Source organism: Corynebacterium sp. KPL3927 (assembly GCF_040225835.1).
Taxonomy (GTDB): domain Bacteria; phylum Actinomycetota; class Actinomycetes; order Mycobacteriales; family Mycobacteriaceae; genus Corynebacterium.
The window spans coordinates 1-23,298 of sequence record NZ_JBEHGD010000030.1 but is presented as its reverse complement, the minus strand read 5'-3'; the positions used below and the strand labels follow the sequence as shown (position 1 = coordinate 23,298).

General features: G+C 58.2%; 17 protein-coding genes and 4 pseudogenes. 13 read left to right on the top strand and 8 right to left on the bottom strand.

Features of this window, described 5'->3' with window-relative positions; translation table 11 throughout:
* Positions 1-74: 74 nt before the first annotated feature.
* The 4 genes and pseudogenes from ABRP86_RS10850 to eccCb all read right to left on the bottom strand — a co-directional run.
* A pseudogene (locus ABRP86_RS10850) lies at positions 75-203 on the bottom strand (WXG100 family type VII secretion target); the annotation flags it as partial.
* Positions 204-247: 44 nt separating this feature from the next.
* Positions 248-562 carry a WXG100 family type VII secretion target gene (locus ABRP86_RS10845; protein ID WP_005277114.1) on the bottom strand — a complete coding sequence of 105 codons (315 nt, stop codon included), beginning with the start codon at positions 560-562 and terminating at the stop codon, positions 248-250.
* A 133-nt stretch (positions 563-695) separates the two neighbouring features.
* Positions 696-1,856: a type VII secretion-associated protein gene (locus ABRP86_RS10840; RefSeq protein WP_349864280.1), complete on the bottom strand. Its 1,161-nt coding sequence runs from the start codon at positions 1,854-1,856 to the stop codon at positions 696-698.
* Positions 1,857-4,238 (bottom strand): annotated as a pseudogene (gene eccCb, locus ABRP86_RS10835) (type VII secretion protein EccCb); the annotation flags it as partial.
* Positions 4,239-4,958: 720 nt separating this feature from the next.
* On the opposite strand from eccCb, the gene ABRP86_RS11735 reads away from it, so the two are divergent.
* From ABRP86_RS11735 to ABRP86_RS10805, 7 genes are all read left to right on the top strand, one after another.
* Positions 4,959-5,198 carry a helix-turn-helix domain-containing protein gene (locus ABRP86_RS11735; RefSeq protein ID WP_396127270.1) on the top strand — a complete coding sequence of 80 codons (240 nt, stop codon included), beginning with the start codon at positions 4,959-4,961 and terminating at the stop codon, positions 5,196-5,198.
* Complete coding sequence (locus ABRP86_RS10830; protein WP_284798107.1) at positions 5,195-9,340, top strand: DNA polymerase; 4,146 nt, start codon at positions 5,195-5,197, stop codon at positions 9,338-9,340. Before ABRP86_RS11735 ends, ABRP86_RS10830 begins: the two co-directional genes overlap by 4 nt.
* A gap of 168 nt (positions 9,341-9,508) precedes the next feature.
* Entirely contained in the window at positions 9,509-9,934 is a 426-nt protein-coding gene (locus tag ABRP86_RS10825) for a hypothetical protein (protein ID WP_046203532.1), read from the top strand.
* Positions 9,931-10,449, top strand: coding sequence for a hypothetical protein (locus ABRP86_RS10820; protein WP_052723096.1), 519 nt, complete (start codon positions 9,931-9,933; stop codon positions 10,447-10,449). Before ABRP86_RS10825 ends, ABRP86_RS10820 begins: the two co-directional genes overlap by 4 nt.
* A 402-nt stretch (positions 10,450-10,851) precedes the next feature.
* Positions 10,852-11,064 carry a plasmid mobilization relaxosome protein MobC gene (gene mobC / locus ABRP86_RS10815; protein WP_284798100.1) on the top strand — a complete coding sequence of 71 codons (213 nt, stop codon included), beginning with the start codon at positions 10,852-10,854 and terminating at the stop codon, positions 11,062-11,064.
* The gene (locus tag ABRP86_RS10810) at positions 11,045-12,697 is read left to right on the top strand and encodes a relaxase/mobilization nuclease domain-containing protein (protein WP_221923191.1); all 1,653 of its coding nucleotides are present in this window, start codon (positions 11,045-11,047) and stop codon (positions 12,695-12,697) included. The genes mobC and ABRP86_RS10810 overlap by 20 nt, the downstream gene beginning before the upstream one ends.
* Positions 12,675-13,211, top strand: coding sequence for a hypothetical protein (locus tag ABRP86_RS10805; RefSeq protein WP_236881326.1), 537 nt, complete (start codon positions 12,675-12,677; stop codon positions 13,209-13,211). Before ABRP86_RS10810 ends, ABRP86_RS10805 begins: the two co-directional genes overlap by 23 nt.
* 145 nt (positions 13,212-13,356) lie before the next feature.
* Here the strand turns inward: ABRP86_RS10805 and ABRP86_RS10800 are convergent, their stop codons facing one another.
* Positions 13,357-14,142: an ArsR/SmtB family transcription factor gene (locus ABRP86_RS10800; protein WP_200895294.1), complete on the bottom strand. Its 786-nt coding sequence runs from the start codon at positions 14,140-14,142 to the stop codon at positions 13,357-13,359.
* Between the two features lie 29 nt (positions 14,143-14,171).
* Between ABRP86_RS10800 and ABRP86_RS10795 the strand changes: the two genes are divergently transcribed.
* From ABRP86_RS10795 to ABRP86_RS10785, 3 genes are all read left to right on the top strand, one after another.
* Positions 14,172-14,474, top strand: coding sequence for a hypothetical protein (locus ABRP86_RS10795; protein ID WP_197712571.1), 303 nt, complete (start codon positions 14,172-14,174; stop codon positions 14,472-14,474).
* Entirely contained in the window at positions 14,471-15,835 is a 1,365-nt protein-coding gene (locus ABRP86_RS10790; protein WP_284798095.1) for an MFS transporter, read from the top strand. The genes ABRP86_RS10795 and ABRP86_RS10790 overlap by 4 nt, the downstream gene beginning before the upstream one ends.
* A gap of 632 nt (positions 15,836-16,467) precedes the next feature.
* Positions 16,468-16,722, top strand: a complete 255-nt coding sequence (locus ABRP86_RS10785) for a hypothetical protein (protein WP_239275682.1) — start codon at positions 16,468-16,470, stop codon at positions 16,720-16,722.
* A gap of 1,030 nt (positions 16,723-17,752) precedes the next feature.
* On the opposite strand, the gene ABRP86_RS10780 is transcribed toward ABRP86_RS10785, so the two are convergent.
* A complete protein-coding gene (locus tag ABRP86_RS10780; RefSeq protein ID WP_232221025.1) occupies positions 17,753-17,947 on the bottom strand; it encodes a hypothetical protein in 195 nt (64 codons plus the stop codon).
* 326 nt (positions 17,948-18,273) lie between these two features.
* Here ABRP86_RS10780 and ABRP86_RS10775 point away from each other — a divergent pair.
* The 3 genes and pseudogenes from ABRP86_RS10775 to ABRP86_RS10765 all read left to right on the top strand — a co-directional run bounded on the left by ABRP86_RS10775 (position 18,274) and on the right by ABRP86_RS10765 (position 21,587).
* A protein-coding gene (locus tag ABRP86_RS10775; RefSeq protein ID WP_179387020.1) for an IS3 family transposase occupies positions 18,274-19,508 on the top strand; the annotation gives its coding sequence in 2 pieces (ribosomal slippage) (positions 18,274-18,562 and positions 18,562-19,508; 1,236 coding nt in all).
* Between the two features lie 23 nt (positions 19,509-19,531).
* A pseudogene (locus ABRP86_RS10770) lies at positions 19,532-21,184 on the top strand (proline--tRNA ligase); the annotation flags it as partial.
* A gap of 40 nt (positions 21,185-21,224) precedes the next feature.
* Positions 21,225-21,587 carry a DoxX family protein gene (locus ABRP86_RS10765; RefSeq protein ID WP_023025233.1) on the top strand — a complete coding sequence of 121 codons (363 nt, stop codon included), beginning with the start codon at positions 21,225-21,227 and terminating at the stop codon, positions 21,585-21,587.
* A 120-nt stretch (positions 21,588-21,707) separates the two neighbouring features.
* Here ABRP86_RS10765 and ABRP86_RS10760 read toward each other — a convergent pair.
* Positions 21,708-21,917 (bottom strand): annotated as a pseudogene (locus tag ABRP86_RS10760) (transglycosylase family protein); the annotation flags it as partial.
* Positions 21,918-21,946: 29 nt separating this feature from the next.
* A protein-coding gene (locus ABRP86_RS10755; protein ID WP_100619247.1) for an IS3 family transposase occupies positions 21,947-23,172 on the bottom strand; the annotation gives its coding sequence in 2 pieces (ribosomal slippage) (positions 21,947-22,893 and positions 22,893-23,172; 1,227 coding nt in all).
* Between the last annotated feature and the right edge of the window lie 126 nt (positions 23,173-23,298).

The window sequence follows — 23,298 nt, the reverse complement described above, 5'->3', positions numbered from 1 at the left end:
TGGCATGGTGGAAAGGTACCTCACTTCCCCAGCGAGATGCTGGTTTCAAGGTGTCCACCATCTGGGGGTCAGGTCCAGGTGCTCACCATGGGTTGGAGGCGGGATTTGAGGTCGGCCAAGGTGCTGTTGATGCGGCCGGAGGTAGCGTTGATATCAGCTGCGGCAGTAGAGATGGCGCCGAATTGGTACTTGATCTCGGACATGCGGAAAATGGTTCCTTTCGAAGTTGCTGGTGGAGGTGGCTGGGTTACAGGGCGAGGCCGCCGCCAACATTGGAGAAGGCCTGGGTGTTTTCGGCTTCGACGTTGTCAAAGTTGTGGGCATTGCTGCGGATGTTTTCAGAAATCGACGTCAATGCCTCGCGCAGTTGCTGCGCGGAGGTGTTGTAGCGCTGCATCAAGTTATCGAATGAAACCTGCGCCTGGCCGGCCCAGCTGCCGCGGACAGAATCCACTACACCCTGCAGGCGGGTGAGCTCGCCTTGGACTTCGTCATTGGTGTTATCGACGCGGCCGGCGGTGGAGACCATGACATCGGCTTGTGTCTTAAAAGTCTGAGACATAACAGTGCGCCCCTCCTTAGGGCGGGAAGAGATGTTGAGTGTGATTTCCCCCGAAAAAGCTTCTGTGCTTTCTCACCGTTATTGGACTGCGCTCAGACCTATATGGTTCCCGGGATGTTAAAAACTTTTCTGTTTATTTCTTGCTCAGGGATTCGGTGGCCATCCGGCACGCTGCTTTTTGCACGGCATTGGCGTTATGGCGGGTATGACACCCCACCGACATGTGATGCCCGGTATCTTCCCAGATGGTCCATTCCACTACGGAGCCATCGCCGGGGTCTTCTACATAGTGCAGACGCCCTGCGTCCTCGGATACATCGCGCAGTTCCGGATCCTTATCAACCTGCGCTTTGATTTCTTCAAAGAGCGCCCTAGCTGGCACGTTAAAAAGCGAGTCCGCCGCTAAGAGGATCCGTAAATCAGGGTCTTCTCCTGTGGCGGTCACCAGTCCTTCCTCCACGGTGGCTTGAAAACCGGTGGGAAGGACAACGGAGAGCCCTTCAATATCGAGGCGTTTTTCGCCAGGGTTGAGCCCGCCATCGCCACCCGCGTCGCCAGGCGCGTCCGCGTTGTCCTCGCTGCCACCACCAGATTCGTCCGTCGGCACGGATTCGGTGCCGCTTGCAGTGGTGGTACCTCCAGCGATGGTTCCGGCCTCGCCTTCGTCCTCATCATTAGACGCATTCGCACCCATAGCCCACCACGAGGCACCGATGACGGCAAGGATCACCACGACGATTGCGACGTGGAACATGTCGATGGCACCTATCCAGCCGCGCAGCTTATCGCCCCACCGCGTGCCTGTTTCCTGCCCCTTGCCTGCTCGCGCGCCAGTTCCAGTTGCGGCTCCGGCTCTGGGTTCGGCCCCTGTTTCCGGAACCGCTTCCGGGCGTTCCATGGGAATATCCATTTGGGCGGTGGGCGCGGATTCTGGGGTGCCCGCACCCGATTCAGTACCCCGTGCTGGCGTTGATTCCGGTGCGTGCGGTACGTCCTGCTGCCGCAGGCGGGCGCCGGCTACATCGAGCTGACGCTTCACAATGGTGACGGCTTCCCGGGAGATGGCGGTGCCAGAGGGATCCGCGATGACGGATACGTCCACGTCCGGCCAGGCGGATCCAGCGATTTTCGCGATCTGGTCCATGACGTGGCCTAAGGACTTGCCTTCTACGATGCCGGTCCCGGCAAGATCGTAGCGGTACACGGTTTCCGGGCCTTCAAAGATGGTGGCCGCATCCATAACGGTCACCGTAATCGTTGCCGTTGGTGCGAAGAGAGGTGTTTCTGTAGACATTTACTCTTCTCCTTCCCCGTAAACCACCTGGGCGATTCCCAGGTTTTCGCCGCGGATGCTCCACTGCCCGCGCCCGGGCGGCTGGTGGCTGGGCTTTAGCCCGAAGATGGTGCCTTCGTCGCGGTCGGCATCGAAAAGCAGGAATGCGGGTTGCAGGTCGCGCACTGCGGAAAAGAATTGGCCGAACAGTGCCCGGCCGATGCCGCCGGATTTTCGGGCGATGACCATGTGCAAGCCGATGTCCCGCGCGTGCGGCAGAAGATCGATCAAGGGTGCGAGGGCGATATCGCTGACCAAGTCCGCATCATCGATCACCACATAGATATCTGGGCCCTCCCACCAATCGCGGGCGGCGAGCTGCTTTGGGGTGATATCTGGCCCCGGCAAGCGTTGTTCCAGCGTGCGAACGGTATTGACGATTTCCTCCTGCGCACTGGATTGCGTCGCAGCATAGGCCGCCACCATGTCTTGATCCAGCGTTCCCAGGTGAGCACGGCGCTGATCGATGACCACCAGCCGCGCCTCCTCCCGCGGAAGGCCGCTAACCCCACGCATGACCTGCGCCAAGAAGTTGGACTTGCCACAGCCCTGGGCGCCGATGGCAACCAGGTGCGGTTCGCACTCCGGATTCCACGCCAAGGTGGAAAGATCGCGCCCGCCGATGCCCCACGGGATGCCACCAGTGGGGGCTTCGCCATGGGCGGCGAGCGCCTCTGGGGTTAGAACCGCGGGCAGCATCTTCAACTGCGGGGCGGGAACAGCCTTAGCATGCACGCGGCAGATATGGGCGATATCTTGATTCGAGGTATGCGCGAGCAGCATATTTTCACCGGCCTGCGTCAGCCCCCTGCCCGGGGCGCTGGGCAGTTTTTGCTGCAGCTTGCGGTCAATAAGCGAATCGAGTGCCTCACCCAAGCGCAGCTCAAGGCGGTGAGCGATAAGGTCCCTAATCGCCGGACGCATCGTGGTCCACCGGGAGGTCGCGATGACGACGTGGACATTGGCGGAGGCGCCATCAGCAACGATATCCGTAATGGATTCAGCTAAATCCTCAAACTCCGCATTGGACGGGCCGATGTGGTGCCAGCCGTCGATAATCAAGAAGGTCTCGCGCGATTCCGGCCGGCGGATAAACCCGGCAACCTCATCGACGATGCGGCGGATCTTTTCGCCTTCTTCGCGCCCGGCTACCCCGGCAACGTGCGGTAGCCGGTCCAGGGCGGCTAGCTGCCCACCGCCCAAGTCGATGACATAAAAGCGAATATCTTCCGGCCGCCGGTTGAGCGCCAGGGACGAGACTATCGTGCGCAGCGCGCCCGACTTGCCGGATTGCGGTCCCCCGCACAGTGCAAGGTGGCCGCCGTGTTGGTGAAAGTCGATGACTAATTGGTCTTGGCGCTGGTAGTAAGGCCTATCGATAATCCCAATCGGCGCGGACAGTTCCGCTGCGGTGGACTCCGCGCCCTCCCTATCGAGGGACGATAGTTCAATAACCGGCGGCAGCGGAGGCAGCCAGATGCGGTGGGCCTCCTGGCCACGCGCGGCGGCTTCCTCGCCGGCGGCGCGAACCACCTCGGTAAGCATCGATGTAGATTCGTCCATCACCACCGTGGGCGAATTCTGTGCAGCGGCATCGTCCTGCGCCCAGCCTGTAAAAAGCTCCACCCGGCGCGGCGGGCCCGCGGGGTTGCCGTCCTGGCCCGTGGCCGCGTGCATCCCCGTGCTAGTCGCAGCCCGGCGCGCGAGCGGCCCTGATACGTAGGAGGCCTGAAACCGGGTGAGATCCTCGGCATCGGATTTCAGGTAGCCGGCGCCGGGTTGGCCGGGAAGGTGGTAGGCATCGGTCACGCCAAGGACCTGGCGGGATTCGGCAGAGGAAAAGGTTTTAAGACCGATTCTGTAGGACAAGTGGGAGTCCAGTCCCCGCAAGCGCCCTTCCTCCAGCCTTTGGGAGGCCAAAAGCAGGTGCACGTGGAGGCTGCGCCCCAAGCGCCCCACGGCAACGAAGAGCTCGGCGAAGTCCGGGTGCTGGCCCAAGAGCTCGGAAAATTCGTCCACGACGATGATCAGCGCCGGCAAGGGTCCGTAGTCCCGCACGGCATCCGCAGAGGCGTTGTACTCGCCTACATTGGCAAAGTTTCCCGCGGTGCGCAGGAGTTCTTGGCGGCGGTTCATCTCCCCGGAAATGGCGTCATACATGCGCTCTACCAGGGTGGATTCCTCTTCAAGGTTGGTAATGACCGCGGAGGTATGCGGCAGGCGATCACAGCCTAAAAACGTTGCACCACCCTTGAAGTCCACCAACACCAGGTTGAGTTCATCCGGGCTATGCGTGGCGGCAAGCGCGGTGACCAGGGTGCGCAGGAGCTCAGATTTAAATGAATGTGGGTTGTGGGTACTATATAGCATTTCCATACACAGCAGCACGGCAGCACAGCAGCACGGTACAGCAGCAGGTGGGGGTTAGGGGGCCTACTTTTAACCCTGCGCTAGAAAATAGGAAAATTTAAAAGGTTTTGTGTACCTAAGCTTCCATTTTTTCATGTTTTGCATAGAGGGCCGAAATCCAAGCCCCATAAGCCCCATAACCCCCACCAAAAAGCACGCAGTAAGACTGATAGCACCGGAGCAATCTCGGACGGTACCTAGGCCGCGCCAACCCCTACATGTCCCGTACCTAACGGCGGCGACCTGTGCCGAAAAAGTGCTCTTTTTTCTTGACGGCTGGCGGGTTGCTCCCTATACTTGTCATCAGTGTCGATTTTCCGTTATGCGAGGGAGTCGGCAGGGATAACCCCGAGAACAATGCTTAAAATGGGTAGCCCCGACGGCACGAGCATGCCGTTTCTCCGACGATAAAAGATACATCCGCGTAAGTCCTGGAACGGCAAGCCAGGCTGGGGACAGAGGTTGGGTAGGGAGTTAGCGCTCCCGTAAAGCGAAGCTGCGCACGGTGCTCTCAGACCGCCCAGATATAAGCCGGGAACGCACCCCTCTCCGGATAGCGATTAATGCTGTCTGGAGTACGCTTTGTCTTCCTCTGTTACCGCTCCTGCGGTCAACCCCCGTCTTTCGTTTTATACCCTCGCTGACCTCACCGACATGGGTCTCGGCAGCGCTGACGTTCTGCGCGACAGGATTAAGCGTGGCGAGCTGGGAGCACATCTTATCGGCGGCACGTACCGAGTAAGCCGCGCCGATCTCGATGCTTACTTAGCGGCATGTCACCGCCCGGCGACTGTCGAGGATTTCGTCGATGCCATTGTAGCTGTTGCGCCTGCTTTAAGTGAGGAGCAACGTTGCCGCCTTACAACTGTTCTGTCTGGGGGTGCAGCGGCGTGACACATAAGAAAAGCGCCCCGGAGAGCGCCTCTCATAATCTGAACAACTCTGATTCTACTGCCTCGACTGTCATAAGTCCAGACATTGACCTTAATTCAGACCATCTAGCTGAGCTTCATGCCTCTGCTATTAGCGATGAAACAATCGCTGCAACTGGTGTCTATACTGCCTCCACCCGTGACGAGCTGCCTGAGCCGTTGCGCTGGATTGCAGATAGAAACGACACCCTTCCGGCTTTGGTCTATCCAATGGTTGAGGCCGGGCGCGGTGTGACGTGGCAAGTAAAGCCACAACCTGGTTCTTTGGTGGACGAGGAGGGGCGACCCCGTAAATACATCTGCCCGAAGAAAGAAGGGTCGAATATCTCGCCGTCGTTTATCGAGCGGCGACCGATTACGAGTGCCACACGTCGCGTGCTGGTGGTCGAGGGTACGAAGCAGGCTCTTGCTGCGATGACCTGGACTGATGACACGACTGCTGTGTACTGCATCCCTGGTATTCAGACATGGATGGGTGGCGAGGACGGGCCTAACCCTGCTTTTGCCCGTCTTAAAGGGCAGTCTGTCTACATCATCCCTGATGCTGATGCTGGCTCTAACCGTGCTGTCTACGACGGTGCGCAAGGCCTTGGTGAACACTGTAAGGCGTGGGGTGCATCCCCTGTCCGTTTCGTGCGTATGCCAGGCCACGGGTCGCAAGGGTTAGATGATGTCCTTGCCACTGTGGACGATGGCGAGCGCTCGGAGATGCTTGAGCTGTGGATTCGCCAGGCGCAGGCTAAGCCTGCCAGCAAGATGCCGAAGCGTGCTAGCAAGAAGCAGCGCAGCAACACTGACGAGACTCGCAACGACTCGCGTCCGAAGCTTCATACCGACTTGCCGCCTGAAACGCTATGGGATCGAGCTTGGGAGGCAATTGAGAGTAAACATGCAGGTGTGACACTGTTTCGCCAGGATTCTCGTCCTGTAATGATTTCTCGGCGTGATGGCCAGGCTGTCCTGGTGCCGGTAGACCGTGCAACGGGGCGGCGTCTGGCTGCTGCTGCTTTCGATTTGGTGCGTGAAACTGACGATTCCACCACTGTCGTGGCACCGATGGACAAAGATATCGACGTGATTTTCACTCCTTTCTATACCGATAGTCTGCCGCCGCTGCACAGCGTGACGCGGTCGCCGCTGGTTACAGAGACTGGCGAAATTATCACGCGCTCGGGTTACCACAAGGGCACGGGTGTCTATGTAGACCTCGACGATTCCCTTACCGGTATCTCTGTGCCAGATAAACCAAGTGATCAGGACGTGGAGAATGCAAAGGTGCTGCTTGAGAATGTTCTCTACGATTTTCCGTGGGTAACTCCTGCTGATCGCACCCGTGCTCTCGGTGCTCTGCTAACTCCCTTGGCGCGCCCGATGCTTACTACAGCACCCATGCACGTGATTTCTGCCGTGCGCCGATCCTCTGGAAAAGGTCTGCTCACAGATGTTTTCCATCTGATCGCAACAGGCGAGACTGCTGCGGTGCAGGACTTGCCTGGTACTGAGACAGAGATGCGGAAGGTAATTGCGTCGAAGCTTTTTGCTGGTGCTGCAACACTTTTCCTCGACGAATGTAGCGTCGGTGTGGATAGTAAAGCTCTATCTGCCCTGCTGACAGCCGAGTCTTATACCGACCGCATCCTTGGTGAGTCGCGCATGATTTCGGTACAAAACAACCTGTGCGTGTACGCAGCCGGAAATAATATCGCTGTTGACGGCGACCTGGCCCGCCGTGTCGTTCCTATTCTTCTCGACCCGAAGTGCTCCAGGCCTGAATCTCGCAGCGGTTTCCGGCATCCTCACCTGCGCCGATATGTGCGTGCTCACCGGCGTGAACTGCTGGCAGCGGCACTGACACTAATCCGTGCATGGGCTGTGGCTGGCAGGCCATCGCCTAATGTGGCCGGCCCGTTCGGCTCTTTCGAGGGCTGGTATCACGTGGTCGGTGGCACCTTGGAGCACGTCGGGTATGCCGATCTCACGACAGACTTGGAGGAGATCCGAGCACGGTATAACGCTTCTGAGCAGGAAAACGCTGAGCACCTAGCGTGGCTCTATGAAGCAATGGAGGGCGACGATTTTCGCGCCTTCGACGCAGAATGCAAGATCGCTGACTCCCGCGACTATGTCCCTCTGCCTGAGGGTCTGGTTTCTTTGGACGAGGTCTCAGCACGCCGCCTCGGGCGTGTCTACTCCCGTCTGCAAGGCGCGTGGATTGGTGGATACTGTCTTGAAAGCGCTGGTGTAAAGCACCACACGAAGCTTTTTCATGTGGTGTGCGAGGATGACTGGGGTGGTGGCCCCGGCCCTGGTGCTGGTCCCGATAACAGTGTGCCGCCAGAGCCTTCTACGCCTGCAACACCTGAGCCTTCGGATACAGATAGTGTTGACACGCTGGTATTCGACTTGGAGACCGGCAGTGCCGATGACCTGCACGTGACGGATGACCCTGGCTTTGTCCGGCTGGCTACTTACTCCATCAATGGTGCAGAACCTGTAGCTACAACCGATATTGCAGGTGAGCTGCTACCTCTAATCGAGCGTGCAGGCGTGGTCGTAGGCCACAACATCGTCCAATACGACCTGGCTGCGCTACAGCGTCTTTATGGTCTCGATGTTGAGGCTCTGGTGAAGTCTAACCGTGTGCATGACACTCTCGTCATGGCGCGGCTGGCTGCAGGTGGTGCTAAGAACTTAAAGTACGACCTCAATGCTGTCGCGTCGCGTTACAGCGTTGGTGGAAAGTTGCTCAAAGATGGGAAAACAGTACTTGACGCGCAGGCGGAGCAGTTTGGTGGCTTCGACAAGATACCCACCGATCACCCTGACTATGTCAAGTACGCGCTCCAGGACGTGCGGGCGAACACTGCCGTATACAGCAAGCTTCTGCCTGAGACCATCGACGCAGTGAGCGAGGAATATCTCCAGCGTGAGCACGAAAAGACGTACGCTCTATCCGTCGTGGAAGCGAAAGGTATCCGTGTAGACACCGGTAAGGTCGAGGCTTTTTTCGCGGAGGAAGAACAGACGAAAAGCAATATCCGACAGTGGCTAGTAGACACTGTCGGTATGCCCGACGAAGGTACGTCGCCATGGGCTTCGGTAGATGGCAAGCAGGCTATTGCAGACTACTTTGGCCGATTCGGTGCCGAAGTGCCGCGTACAAAGAAAGGTGGAATCTCGATTAGCGGTAAGGCGATGCAGGAGCTTGCTAAGCAACATGCAGGCACCCCCGAGGTAGTCGAGCTGGCGACCAGGATGCAAACACTGCTGCAAGCCTCGACGCCTGCTGCGACGATTAAAAAGTATCTGCACGGTGACCGTGTGTACCCGTCTATTAAGTCCAGTCAGAACACTGGACGCTTGAGCACCAAAGATCCAGGTATGACGGTTTTCGGTTCTCGTGATAAAAGGCTTATCCGTCAACGCGAGATGATCCTCTCGGATAGTGCTGACGAGGTTCTTATCAGCGTGGATTTGAGCCAGATTGATGCTAGGTGCATGGCTGCTGGCAGCGGTGACGAGCGCTACTCAGAGCTATTCGCGCTTGGTCGTGACGCACATACAGAGATGGCTGTCCGTGTATTTGGCGATAAGTCCCGCAGGTCTGAGGCTAAAGCTCTCGGCCATGCGGCAAACTACGGCATGGGGCCAAAGTCGTTTGCCGACCATGCTGGCATCTCTGTTGTTGAGGCTCGGTCTCAGCTTGATCGCCTGCATCGTGAGTTCCCGGAGCTGGAGTCCTTCAAAGAGTCTCTGCGTAAAAGCGCCGAGACTCGTGGCTGGGTTTCCACCGGCTTCGGTCGCCGTGTAGCTGTCGCACGAGATAGGGCTTATACCCAAGCACCGGCTGCATACGGTCAAGGCACGGCCCGAGACGTATTCCTGGAGGGCGTTCTCAATCTCCCGAGGGAAGTCCTGGAGATGGTACGCATTTTCGTCCATGACGAGATTATTCTCTCGGTGCCACGCGAGCGTGCTGAGGGGATTAAGGAGTGTGTGGTAGCCGCCTTTAAGGCTGTCGAGCTGCCTTCCTCTGGTGGGGTCTCTGTCCCTGTGCTCTCGGATTCAGCTGGCCCTGGCGACAACTGGTCTGAGTGTAAGTAGGCGGTTTGCATGCAGCTCTCTCGCAGCCCTCCCCTAGGCACTTTTATCGTCACAGAGACGTTAACAACGCAGGAAACACAGTACCCCGGGGAAGCCTTGAACCATCGGGCGCTTAACCCAAGTGCCCGATGGCACCGAAATACCGCAACCTAAAGAAAGGAGTTGGCCATGGAGCCACAATCACCGCAGCCACCCCGGACACCTCGCGGCGGGTCGAAGGAACGCTACGAAGCCGAGGAATCTGCAAAAGGTCTTATCGCAGGTTTAGTCGGCCTAGACTGCGCCGACATCATTCGTCGTTCTAATCGCGTCCAGGAGATTCTCGAGGATCTTGCCCAACACGCTCCCGCAGAGGGCGTGTCCCTGGAGCAGCTTAGGGAGGAGAGGAAAAAGGTCGATGCCGAAATAGACCAGCTGTCACGAGAGCTTGACGAACGCGACAGGAAAATGCAGGGCAAGCCCAACGGCAATCCCCCGGGCCAGCCCGAGCGCAAGCCCCGTAACGTCACGGTTAAAGACCCGCGATTTGCCCCTCTTTTCCAGAATGAACCAGAAGAAAACGACACAGATAAAGGATGGGAACCAGAACTATGATTACGAAGTCTCAGACCGCTTCTGCGATAAAAAAGTTTGAAGCTCGCCTGGAGAAGCAGAAGCGAGAGGAAGCCGAATTGGCTGCGGAGTTCGAGGAAATTGAGCGTAGGTTAGGCAAAGTTCTCGCCGCCTGCGTTTATGAACCGTCGAGCAAATGGGCCGCATTTCTCGACCGTTCTGTCTGGGAACTGCTCGTGGAATGCGGCGCACAGGTGGCCCCCTCCCGCGAAGCGTCCGAGGAGGACGAGGGCGCTCATCGCGGGGAGGACGAAGGAGCTGATAAAGGCTCCGAAGTCGATTCCGAAGGCTCTACCGAGCCGGAGGAGTCGGAGGACGAAGAAGCCGATGAAGGCTCCGATGACTCTACAGAGTCGGAGGAGTCGGAGGGTTCTGAGGACTCCCACGGCGGGGAATACGAAGAGGCTGACGAAGCCTCTGAGGCAGATTCCGAAGGCTCCCCAGAGCTGGAGGAATCCCCCGCAGGCCCGGAGCAAACTGACTACTACGGTCAGTGAGCGTAGGGCCAGAGGGTCGAGGGAGAGAATCTCCCTCGCCAGCGCCACGAGGCACCGGAGGTGCCCGAGTGGCTTGCTGGCCGCCTGTTAGGGAGGGCCGTCTTTGACGGTGGCGAGTACGCCTGAAGATGCGCAGCAGATTCAGGGGGCCGACACCGGAGAAGCGTGACCCTCACTAACAGACTGTGGCCCTGGCTGCGTCAGCAGTCGGGGCCACCCTGCCACAGTAAGTATGGAATGTAGGAGGTGGATATGCGAGACAAGTTCTCGACATATTCGCGGACAACCGTGCGCCTCGACAAGGATTTGGACAAATTTGTCGAGGAGGTCGCACGGTTCGCAGGTGTGCAAAAAGCAGTCGTGTTCCGGGAAGCTCTCTATGTCCTCGCAGAGGAGGAGAGCGTGCTAACGCAGAAGCGTTTGGCCCCGGAGACGCTGCGCCGGTGGGACGAGATGAACGAGCAGCTGCGTCGGATTGGCATCAATCTGAACCAGCTGGCTCGGCGCGCCAATATCGACGGGACTGAATCGGTGTCCGAGTTGGTAGAAGGCATCGCTGATAAAGTCGATTCTCTCCGCCAGGAGGTGAAAGACTTTGTCCACAATCAAGATTAGCTACAGTCAGAACCTCCGCGCGGCGACGGTGTATGCCGTCTACGGAACGGCAGACAATGCCCGCAAGGGTCGGGTGCGAGCTGATGCTTTATGCACGGTTCAACCTAATGCTGAATCGTTCTCGCCGTCGGCGACATCTGGCCGCTGGTCTGGAGTGGACTTCATGGAGGCCAGTGTGGACGAGATGGAGCGTTATGCTCCGGCTCAGCGCACTGACCAAGCAATTATTTATATCCAGTCGTGGGCGAAAGACGAGCTGGATAAGGATGACCCGGCTGATGTAGCTCGGGCTAATGCAGCCGGTTCAGAGCTGGCGATGCGGCTGACTAAAGGCACGGGAGTTCCGTTTACCGTTGCCACGCACACCGACAGTAAAAGCGGCTGCGTCCACAACCACATCGTCTTTGCCAATCACGACCCGCAGACAAAGAAGGCTGCGCCGAGGGACATGCGTAACTGGTTTAAGTTGCGCAACGTCAACGATGAGTTGATGCGCGAGTTGGGGATGCGTGTCCTGGGCAAGCCGGGAGGCCGGCAGGGAGGCAATGGAAGCAAGCCGATAAAGCCGGAAATATCGCTACTTCCTGCCGAGCGCAGGGCACGCAAAGAGGGCCAGTCCACCGACTCGACGGGCCTGGGCGTGGATGAATTAACAGCAATCACCTGGGCTGATTTCGCTCGCAAGCGCATAGACGCGCTGTGTGCTGATGAACGAGTAGCCGATGCTGAGGACCCGCTGGTCAAGGCGCTAGAGGTTGCTGGCGACTACAACCTGTCCCTGAAAGGGCAGCCTAACTCAAAGACCGAGGGCGAGTCGTTAACCGTGGCCCTGGTCGATGACGACGGAGAGGAGGCCTATTTTACGAACACCACTAAGGCCGGGCGTACCCGAAAGCGTAAAGCAGCTAAGGCCGGCTCGAAATTAGGCCGCAGCTATTCGCTAGAGGGTGTGACCGAGCGCGTTAACGAAGCTCAGGCAGCTCTCGTTGCGCGACAGGAGGTGGAACTCCAAGCTGATGCAATTGACGATGACCTGGAGGCGAAATACGGCTCCAGCCTTCTCGATGACGAGGAGGAAGAGGATAACTACTACTCCCAGGAGGGATTTAATTATGGTCTCAGTGACCGAGATGAAACAGATGGCCCAGGCAGCAGCCAAGGGCAAGGCGGAAAGCGTCTTGAAGATCGTCAGCCCGCGCCTGGACAAGGCGGAGAGGGCTATCAAGGCGACGCAGGAGAAACTGAAGAGTCTGCCGGAGAACGCGGGGGAGATTATCAACAGTCTGCCCAGCGACTTCTCAACGCGATTAGCGAAAGTGGAGACCGAATTAGGAAGCGTAAGGGGCAAGCTCGCCGAGAACAAGAACTACGTGAGCAGCAGTCACTTCCAGGTAACGATGATGGGAGTGCAACAGATGATCACCGGCCTGATAAGGAATATCGAGGCACTGCCCAGCGGCATGGACGGGGTCAAGGGAACTCTACTCGAGCTAAATCAGCAGATGTCGCAGCTCGTAAAGCTGCAACGGGAGGTAATCAGGGCAGCACAAAGCCCCATCCAGCTCGACCGGGCTTCCAGCCAAGCAGTAGCCCAGAGCCTCAACAACCAGATGACGGCCAGCCTGACTACTGACCTGGAGCCACTGGTAGCAGTAGCGGTCTCTGAGGCAATGTCGAAAGAGTCAGAAAGCCTGCACAAGGCAGCAGAAGCCTCTAAGAAGGCCCGCAGCGCCTTGCTCCAGGAGAAGGAATCCAACGAAAAGCTGCTGGAGGAGATACGCGCAGAGCGCAAGCAGTATAACGAGGACATGGCAAAATCAAACACTCACTTCATTAAGGCCTGCATGTCTGCCTCGTGGATTGCAGCCAGTGTTCTCTTCGTTACTATTGCACTCGTTGCTGTCGGCGCCTTGGGGAAAGGGCTGCTAAGTATGCTCGGCATACCTGAAGGCATGGGTGCTCTGTGGAGCCACGTCCAGGAGGCTAACGGCATCGGCCCGACACTGGGATGGTTGGTGCTAACCCTTATCACCATAGGCATCCTTATAGCGCTTATGACCTGGATGCTATCCCAGGCTGTGCCAGGTATTGCTCATTTGGTCGAGGAATACCGTCGCAGCCACCCGAGGAAAGAAACGAACCACTAACTCGAACACATGCACTGTAAAAAAGCTAAAAGACTCCCACACACAGCGTAGCGGTTAACCGCTACGCTTCTTTTATGCTCTCTCTGGTGCTGTTCCGACCGGCTTTCGATCGTCCGAAAGGTCACGTCGGTGCCAAAGAACGACTTCAGCCCTCAGGGACGGCTGTCGGGCAATTGAGGGAGATCCCCGCGTCGTTGAGCGCTGCCCGCCCGGCGGGAGTGAGACGCACGGCCCGAGTACGACCCCTGCGGGAAAGCCATTCCTTATCCAGCAGAGTCTTGCAGATTCCCGTGCCGAGAGGGCCGGCGAGGTGGAAGCGGCGTTCGGTGGAGTCCATGCACGACCTGCCCGTGTCGAGCATCTTCGGGGGCACACCCCACTGTATGAACAAGCGATGACCTTGATTAGTGACCTGACAGTGCGAGTCGATGAACTCGTGCTCTTCTAGTTGTTCAGCCAGGCGCACCCCGAGCTTACCGGCGAGGTGCTGATAACAGGTGCGGCCTTCACGTAGGTTCGCATTCGCCCGTGACGCGCTGAGGCTGTGAGGAGTGGGCAGGGGCGAGCGGGCGACCACGCCAAGACTCTCGACCACTCGTGCGATGTCTTCCCCGGCCAGGCGAATGTAGCGGTGCCGGCCCTGCCGAATGTCGTGGACGAGACCGTGGGTGACGAGCACGTCAACATGCTCGCTCGCCGTCGACCGGGCCAGGCCCGCGTACCTGCCCAGTTCACCAACCGTCCAGGCCCGCCCGTCCATGAGCGCAGCACACATGGCCGCCCGCGACGAGTCAGCCAGAGCCGACGCGACTGTCGAGATATCCGGGACCGCTTCAGGAAACACGCGCGCAACCATGCCTCCAGTATGCACCCGGAACTGTTCGGTGACGACCGAACAATCGCAGGCATAGTCTGAACTCACCAGATTCATTGCATCAGGAGACGAAGGGAGCGATCGCGATGAACGGGGACCGCCAACGGCTACGCGGGCACTACGATGAGGACTTCTACTGGGAACGCGTTGACCGCAACCTGGGTTGGCTCGACGAGGGCCCCCTCGTCGCCCAGCAACTCCTCGCGCTCACCGGGGGAGAGACGGCCAGGGAGATCCGGGACATGCACTTCGCCGCGTCCTGGCGCCTGTTCGATCTGGTGCTGCCGACACTGCTGGACCGGTCCTACCGGACCTGGGATCAAGACCTGAGCAAGCGCACCTACTTCGGCCACCCGCCCGCCGAGGCTTCGCTGGAGTCTCGCGTATGACCGCGCATCGGCGCACGGCGCTGGTCGCGACCCTCCTCGGTTTCTTCATCGTCATGCTCGATACGACCATCGTCAATGTCGCCCTCGCCGAGATCGGCACTGACCTCGACACGACGGTGGGCTCACTGCAGTGGGTCGTCGACGCTTACACCCTCGTGTTCGCCGCGTTCCTTCTCACAGCTGGGGCCGCATGCGACCGTCTCGGGGCCCGCAGGGTCTACCTCGCTGGCCTGGTGGTCTTTGCTGTGCTCTCGGCCGTGTGCGCCCTGGCTCCCACAGGCGGGTTCCTCGTCGCTGGTCGCGCCGTCCAGGGCGTGGGCGCGGCAGCAATCGTGCCGGGCTCTCTGGCATTGCTGTCGGCTGTGTACGACGATCCGAAGGAACGAGCACGCGCCATCGGGCTGTGGGGCGGCGCAGGAGGTGTTGCCGCCGCGATCGGACCGGTCCTGGGCGGAGCGCTGGTGTCGACGATCGGGTGGCGGGCGGTGTTCTGGGTCAACCTCCCCATCGTCGCTATCGGCTGTCTGCTCACCTTGTGGGCAATTCCCGCGCTCACGGGCAGTCGCGCGAGACGGGTGGACCTACCCGGACAGGTGCTCTCCATGCTCACGCTGGTGGCAGTAACCTATGCAGTCATCACCGCAGGCGAACACGGATGGTCACCCTGGCAGGTAGCCGTGCTGATCGCCGGGGGCGTCTTCCTCGCCCTGTTCATCATCGCAGAGCGACGACACCCGGACCCGATGCTGCCGATGGCCTTGTTCACTCGTGCCCGGTTCTCCGTGGCCGCAATGGTAGGGCTCGCGCTCAACATCAGCTTCTTCGGACAACTCTTCGTGCTCTCCCTCTTCTTCCAGCAGTACCTGGGATACGAGCCGTGGCTGGCAGGCCTCGCGCTGGCACCACAGGCGTGCAGCGCCGTGGTCGCGTCACCGCTGGGCGGCCGTGCCGTCGCCCGGTGGGGCGCGTTCCCCACCATGCTCACCGGCCTGGTAGTCGGCACGATCGGCTTCAGCAGCCTCGTGCTGCTCACCGCAGAAACCCCTTACGTGGTGGTCGCGGTGTTGACCTTCACGGCTGGATTCGGGATGGCCTTCGCGATGCCGGCCGCGACCTCGGCCGCGGTGGACTCGGCCCCGCCGGAACATGTCGGCATCGCAGGAGGAGTCATCAATGCCGCCCGCCAGACCGGCAGCGTCGTCGGCGTCGCAGTCCTCGGCGGAATGGTCGCCAGTGGAGCGTTCCTCACAGGCTTCCACACAGCCGTCGCGGTCGCCGGTGGAGTCTTCGGTGCCGCAGCGCTCGTAGTTGCTGCCACCATCATCAGTCACCTACAGGAGCCAGTTACACCTGAAGTTTAGAATCATTGTGTGATGAAGCACCATCGGAGGAGGTCGAAGAAGCCGCCAGTCGAACGCGTACTGTGCTCCGAAACTGGTAAACGCGAACACGAGCACTATGATGACGCCGTGCATGTAGCACTGAAACGGTCGCGACGGGCAGGGCCGCTGCGGATCTACGAATGCCCTCGTGCGGGTCGTGGCACCTAACCAAGCGCCCTGACTGGGGCAAACCACCGGCGAACTAATGACACTGTACGGGTCTGTCTCGGCGAGGAACGCTCCGGAGTGCGTCTTTCCTGGACGCTCCAGGAGTTTCGTTCTCATGCATAGGCAGCCGAGGCGCGCTGCAAGGCTTGTAGCCCTGAGGACAGTCGCCTAGGGCTTTGTACCATGAAACTAGGCGCGCCAGCGACCATAGGCCATGGTCAGAGAGTATGAACACCGGTGACCAGATAGCAGGTCGCTTGTGTCAGGCAATGCGCCGGCGCATTGTCTGACCAGTATGAGCAACAGAGCGCGCTCAAAACGTTAGGGCGCGCACGCGCAAAAGAGAGCAGTCCCTTTTCGTAGTCACCTATGCTCCTCAGCCCACCGGGGTATGCACACAGCGCTCATACACTAAAAGAGTCACACCGAGAGAAAGGATCACTGTGACGACAGCAGTTATTTTCAACCCCACCACCAATGAGGAGTACTTCACCACTCCATGCTTCAGGACTCGCGCCGAAGCCTGGGCATGCGCAACCGGGTTCATCTTGGCACGCTATAGCGGGGAGCAGGACGCCGCAGTAAGAGGCAACCTCGCAGACGCCACGCTGAACAAGGAATACGAGTTTTACTCCACGATCGACCTACGTCAAGCATCGCTCTACGGCCCTCCAGTCTCGATCGTTCTCAACGACTAACCCCAAACAAGACAAACAAAGGCAGCACCCCTCGGGGTGCTTTCCCTCTTGCTGGTCGGGCTGCGCATATTTACCCTCACGCGTGCGCAGATTTACGCATACAGAGCTAGTTATCCACAGGGGTTCACCTGCGGGTTTATCTATTTTCCCAGGTGGCTTATAACTATATCCCTGTAGATCTATATCCTCAGTCGATCAACCAACAAACCGTTCACTACGGGGTGCGGTTCTTGCTCCCGCCTCGCCTTGCGGCTCGTTGGGCTGCCGCCCAAATCAATAGATTTGGTTGCCACCAAAACACCCCACAACAACCACGGGCCTGACCCCGGACAGTGGACACATCGGGGGTTAGCTATGCTGCTTTGGTCAGTGTAGCTGATGTGAGTGCTTCGACCATTCCTGTTGAGAAAGGGTACCTAGAGTTGAAAGACGATAAAAACGTAGAGAACTTTGTGGACTGCCGCGAAATCCGCACGGTTTTCAAACCAACTTGGGTGAGCTGGTGGTTCCACAAGATTTTTACGTTCCCGCGTGTTGAGTGCGATGGGATCGTAAGCAATTGTCACTGGGGAAGAAACAAAGCGTTAGTGAGGGATGGTGGGACGGTTACGGTTGGATTTAGTTATCGTATTTTCCATGATACGAAAATTAGATGTAAGAGCTCCCCTATCGAGGTTTCCCCTTCACATGCTGAGTTAGAAGCCAAGACAGCCATAATTAACAACTCCCCGATGACTGCCGTGCTCTACTAGCATTCGTCTCGAGCCTATCGATGGTTCGGGCGCGTACTTCCCGCGACGTTGTGAACGCGGGCCTAACCCCCGGACAGTGGACACGTCAGGGTTAGGCCCTATGGCGGAACATACGCTATAACATATGCCTAAACATACGTCCCGCCATATGGCGAGATATGTCACGCGGGCCGGTGCGGGTAGGCGGTACCGGTGAAGGAGCCGCGCCCATGCCCCGCGTCTTGTGGTAGTTGTAGAAGAAAAAAGGGGGCGCATCTACTACCACTGCGGTATCTCGCTTACTCCGGCTTGCGCCCTGCGTTTTCTGCCCGCACACGCACTCCCACAGAAGCAGCAGTCAGAACAATAACGAGAACAACCGCTAAGCCGAGCCCTATTACATCAGTCAGCCACAAAACGAGGAGTACTAAAGAGGCAACCGCCAAGGCGAGCAAAACTCCGATTTTTATCTTCTGTACCTTGTCCATGTCCATAGCGCCATTATTCAAAATAAAACCAACCGCGCGGGAAGTTTTCCCGTTTTCGAAGAAATCTCCTCCAATCCTAAAAGCGCCCTCAGGGACCTGCTTTTCTACTTTATGCGCGTAGTGGAGAACGCTCGTATCCCTCTCGCGGAGTGATTCTTATTTCTCGGTAGGACTATATAAATGCAGGTAGAACTATATGTAATTAAACATATGCTAAAGCATATGTTGAGGCATATGGCGGGACATATGTTGCGCCATACGGCAGGCCTGACGACTGCGTATTGAAGTGTCCCAGGTTTTGTTCCGTCTGAGTAGATGGGAAAATCTGGAATATGCCAAGAAAATTTGACCAGGATGCGAAGGACCGTGTGGTCCGTCTTGTAGAGGACCGTATCTTGGCGGAAAATATGTCGATGCAAGCCGCGTGCAAGGCAGTAGCTCCAAAGTTGGGGGTTTCATGGCACACGGCTCGTCAGTGGACCCAGCAGGCCCGTCGTGCGGGAAGCATCCCAGAACCTGTGCCTGAAGACTTGGCCGCGGAAAACGCGAGGCTACGCCGTGAAAATCAAGAGCTACGCGACACCAATGAGCTACTGAAGGCTGCCTCGGCTTTTTTCGCGTCGGAACTCGACCCAAAACGTCGGAAATGATCCGGTTCATCGATGAGTATCGGGATCGTTTCTCCATCGAGTTCATTTGCGAGACGTTAAACACCCACCGTGTTGGCGGTTTCATCACGTCCCGTGGATACCGCCAATCAAAAGCCCGTGGTATGAGTGCCCGCAGTCTTCGTGACGCTGCTCTAGTCGCGCACATCGCCGAGGTCCATGAAGAAAATTTTAGCGTCTACGGCATCCGTAAGATGTGGCATACTCTGCGCCGTGAAGGAATCGACATTGGCCGTGAGCAGACCGCACGCCTGATGCGTCTTGCTGGAGTCAGAGGCAAAGGTAAAGGTAAGTCTCCTATTACTACCCGCAAGCCGAAGGGACCAGATCTGCGTCCTGATTTAGTTAATCGCAAGTTCAACGCCCCGGCACCGGCCCGATTGTGGGTGGCCGATATTACTTATGTGCGCACTAGAAAAGGATTCGTGTACACCGCTTTTGTTACCGACGTGTTCTCCCGAAGGATCGTCGGGTGGGCACTATCTGATTCAATGCGTACCGAGGCGCTGCCGCTGCAGGCGCTTAATCAGGCGATTGTCAGCGCGAAGGAAACAACGGGGCTGATTCATCATTCAGATCATGGCTCACAGTACGTCAGCATTGTCTACAACGAACGGCTGGCTGAGTATGGAATTGCTGCCTCTACCGGGACAGTAGGAGATTCCTATGACAATGCTTTGGCCGAAAACGTCAACGGTTCCTACAAAAATGAGCTGATTCATCGGCGGTCGTGGGACAGCGTGGTTGACGTGGAGATCGCGACGTTTGAATGGGTTAATTGGTGGAACGAGGTACGGCTTCACCAAAGTCTCGGCTATCGCACGCCAGCTGAGGTTGAGTCAGAGTTTTGGGAAACCAACCCGGCCCAAGAAATAATGGAAATCAAGGCAAATGCCTAGGAACAAAACCCGGGACACTTCAGGGCGTTTATACCTGGCTGCCGTTAGGGCTGCGCACCCTGCGCAAGATTGAAGATGTAGTCCGTCAGGAAATGGACGCCATTGGCGGCCAGGAAATGCTATTTCCTGCCCTGCTGCCGCGCGAGCCTTATGAAAAGACCAACCGCTGGGTGGAATACGGCGATAACCTCTTCCGCCTGAAGGACCGCAAGAACGCAGATATGCTGCTTGGACCTACCCACGAGGAGATGTTTGCCAGCGCGGTCAAGGATATGTATTCCTCTTATAAGGATTTTCCGGTCACGCTGTATCAGATTCAGACCAAGTACCGCGATGAGGAGCGCCCCCGCGCTGGTGTGCTGCGTGGCCGCGAATTCACGATGAAGGATTCCTACTCCTTCGACATGACCGATGAGGGCCTGGACGAGTCCTACGGCCGCCACCGCAAGGCGTATCAGAATATCTTTAACCGCCTAGAGATCGATTACGCCATCTGTAAGGCCACCTCTGGTGCCATGGGAGGCTCTGCCTCCGAGGAATTCCTCGCCGTCTCTGAGGTGGGCGAGGATACCTTTGTGCGCTCCACCGAGGGCGACTACGCAGCCAACGTCGAGGCCGTGGTAACCCCAGCACCGGCGGAGAAGGATATTGAGGGCCAGCCAGAGGCACAGGAGCATGACACCCCGGGAGCAGAGACCATTGAGAAGCTGGTCGAATGGGCCCAAGGCGCAGGCATTACTGTCGACGGCCGCGAGGCCACCGCTGCAGATACCCTCAAGTGCATGATGGTCAAGCTCTACCACCCGGCCGTGGAGAGCGAAGAGCGCGAGTCCGAGCTGGCAGCCGTTCTCATCCCTGGCGACCGCGAGCTGGATGAGAAGCGCCTTGAGGCTGCACTCGAGCCGGTGGAGTTTGAGTTGGCCGGGGACAAGGACTTTGCAGACAATGACTTCTTGGTCAAGGGCTATGTGGGCCCGCGCGCTTTGAACGCCAATGGCATCAAGGTCTTGGCCGATCCGCGCGTGGTCAAGGGTACGGCGTGGATTACCGGCGCCGATGCGAGCGAGCGCCACGTGGTTGGCTGCGTAGCCGGCCGCGATTTCACCGTGGATGAGTTCATTGAGGCTGCAGAGGTTAAAGAAGGCGACCTGGCTCCTAATAACCAAGGCACCTTGACCTTGGAGCGCGGCATTGAGCTCGGTCATATCTTCCAGCTGGGCCGCAAGTACACCGAGGCCTTCGATGTCCAGATTTTGGACGAAAACGGCAAGCGTGCGGTTCCTACCATGGGGTCCTATGGCATTGGTATTACCCGCATGCTGGCCGTCTTGGCCGAGCAGCGCCACGACGACAAGGGCCTCAACTGGCCGGTTGCCGTCGCTCCTTACCAGGTACACGTAGCCGTTGCCAACAAGGATGCAGCAGCCATGGAGGCCGGCGACAAGCTGGTAGAAGAGCTATCTGCCAAGGGGCTCGAGGTGCTCTTCGATGACCGCCCAAAGGTCTCCCCGGGCGTGAAGTTCAAGGATGCAGAGCTCCTTGGCATGCCCTTCGTGGCTATCTTGGGCCGTGCCTTCAAGGACGGCAAGATTGAACTGCGCATCCGCGGGGGAGAGACCCTCGAGGTTCCGGCCGAGGACATCGTGGACAAGATCCTCGAGCTCGTGCGCGGCTAATTGTCCTCGCACGGGCCTGCGGCGTGGTACCGTGGAAGGTATGAACTTTCAAAAGAATGGGCTTTCCACGGTGCTTTTAGCAACGGGCGTACTGCACTTTGTGAAGCCGAAGATTTACGAATCCGTTGTCCCGCCGCAACTGCCAGGTCCTGCGCGGTTCTATAACTTTGCTTCGGGCCTGTGGGAGATTGCCACCGGTGCCTTGCTTCGCCGCCGCGCCACCCGCGGCTTCGGAGGTGCCTCCGCACTCGCGCTCTTTGCAGCGGTGTGGCCAGCCAATATGTACCACGCCTGGATCGAGCGCAAGGCAGGGTGGCCAAAGAAGCTCTACCACATCATCCGCCAGCCGCTGCAGGTGTTGTTGATGATGTATGCCTGGAATATCGCCAAGCATGAGGCCTAAAGCCGCCTTGGCTGCATGCTAGCCAGCTAGGTCAAGCACAAAACCGGCCTCCTCCCTTACTCCGCGGGGTTTAGCGGGAAGGGGAGGAGGCCGGTTTCGTGTTAAATGCCGAGGCTAAAACTAGCCGGCGACGGGGCCGCCGCAGTTAGGCCAAGCGCTAGCACCCTGGGTGGCTAGGACGCTTTCGGCCACGGCAATCTGCTGCTCGCGGGTTGCCTGGTCAGCGGTTGGGGCGTACTGGGTGCCGCCATTGGCGGCCCAGGTCTGCGGGTTGAACTGCAGGCCGCCCTGGTAACCATTTCCGGTATTGATGTGCCAATCACCGCCGGTGAAGCGTCCTGGGTTGAGTTCCGCTTCTTTTACGGCCCTGTGTTGATGGGCTGGGTGAGATAGTACTCGGTTTCTACTTCCTGTGGGGTGGCGTAGTCCAATGCTTCGTGAAGTCGCTTAGTGTTCCACCAATGCACCCACCGCAAGGTGGCCAGTTCGACTTCTCCGACCGACGTCCACGGGCCCTGGGCATGAATCAGTTCCGCCTTGTAGAGACCGTTGACTGTTTCGGCTAGTGCATTGTCGTAAGAATCGCCGATTGTTCCCACACTCGGGCGGATTCCTGACTCAGCTAGCGCGGTGGAATACTTCAGTGACACATACTGGCTGCCCCGATCGCTGTGGTGAATTAGTTGGTTTCCATGGATTCGTCCTGCAGTCGTTAACGCATGTTCCAATGCCTCCATGGGCAGCGCATCGGTGCGCATTGTCGAGCGTGTAGCAACACCAACAATTTTTCGGCTGAAGACATCCACGACAAACGCGGTGTAGGCGAATCCTGACAGGGTGCGAACGTAGGTAATGTCGGCAACCCAAAGCCTGCCTGGTGCCTGCGCACGGAAGTTTCGGCGCACTAGGTCCGGGCGATGATCCGGTGTCTTCGGGCTTACCGTTGTTATTGGGGTTCGCCCACGTCTGCGGCCAGAAACACCTGCAAGTTTCATCAGACGTGCGGTCTTGTCGCGACCAATATGAAAGCCTTCGCGGTTCATCGCGTGCCACATTTTGCGGATGCCGTAGACCGAGAAATTCTCCGCATGCACACGCTGTATCTCTGGGATGAGCAGGCTATCGCTTAAGGCTCTTGCGCTGGGAACACGTGTGGTGGCTTTGCGGTAGCCGCGTGAAGTAATGAATCCACGATCTGCTTGTTTAAGGACTCGGCAGATGGCCTCGACCCCAAATTGATCTTTGTACGCGTCGATGTAGGAGATCATTTGGTCGTGGGTCGGTCGAGTTCCGCTGCGAAAAAAGCCGAAGCAGTTTTAAGAATCCCGTTTGCTCGTTTCAGTTCGCGGTTTTCGCGGCGCAGACGCCTGAGTTCTTCTTCCATTGTTTCGCCGCCTGAAGCGTCAGAATTATCGCGTACTGAGGCGCTGTCACGGTACCAGGCCCGCAACGTGTGGTGAGATACTCCAAGCAGCTCACCGACCTCCGTGTAGGCGCGTTGCAGTGAGCAAGACTCCAGGCGGACCATTTCGATGATCTGATGGACCGCCTTCTCCTTGAACTCGACGGAATACTTTCTAGGCATAGTTCAATCCTTCCTTAGCTGAGGTAGGAACTAAACCCAGGACGCTTCACTTCATCGTGACGGAATCGATATCGGTCGTGAACAAACCGCGCGGCTGATGCGTCTAGCCGGTGTATCAGGCAAAGG

Coding starts and splice junctions, on each gene's coding strand:
- ABRP86_RS10845 (WP_005277114.1), bottom strand. CDS start 562: ATGTCTCAGACTTTTAAGACACAAGCCGATGTCATGGTCTCCACCGCC.
- ABRP86_RS10840 (WP_349864280.1), bottom strand. CDS start 1,856: ATGTCTACAGAAACACCTCTCTTCGCACCAACGGCAACGATTACGGTG.
- ABRP86_RS11735 (WP_396127270.1), top strand. CDS start 4,959: ATGGGTCTCGGCAGCGCTGACGTTCTGCGCGACAGGATTAAGCGTGGC.
- ABRP86_RS10825 (WP_046203532.1), top strand. CDS start 9,509: ATGGAGCCACAATCACCGCAGCCACCCCGGACACCTCGCGGCGGGTCG.
- ABRP86_RS10820 (WP_052723096.1), top strand. CDS start 9,931: ATGATTACGAAGTCTCAGACCGCTTCTGCGATAAAAAAGTTTGAAGCT.
- ABRP86_RS10805 (WP_236881326.1), top strand. CDS start 12,675: ATGACGGCCAGCCTGACTACTGACCTGGAGCCACTGGTAGCAGTAGCG.
- ABRP86_RS10800 (WP_200895294.1), bottom strand. CDS start 14,142: ATGAATCTGGTGAGTTCAGACTATGCCTGCGATTGTTCGGTCGTCACC.
- ABRP86_RS10795 (WP_197712571.1), top strand. CDS start 14,172: ATGAACGGGGACCGCCAACGGCTACGCGGGCACTACGATGAGGACTTC.
- ABRP86_RS10790 (WP_284798095.1), top strand. CDS start 14,471: ATGACCGCGCATCGGCGCACGGCGCTGGTCGCGACCCTCCTCGGTTTC.
- ABRP86_RS10780 (WP_232221025.1), bottom strand. CDS start 17,947: ATGGACATGGACAAGGTACAGAAGATAAAAATCGGAGTTTTGCTCGCC.
- ABRP86_RS10765 (WP_023025233.1), top strand. CDS start 21,225: ATGAACTTTCAAAAGAATGGGCTTTCCACGGTGCTTTTAGCAACGGGC.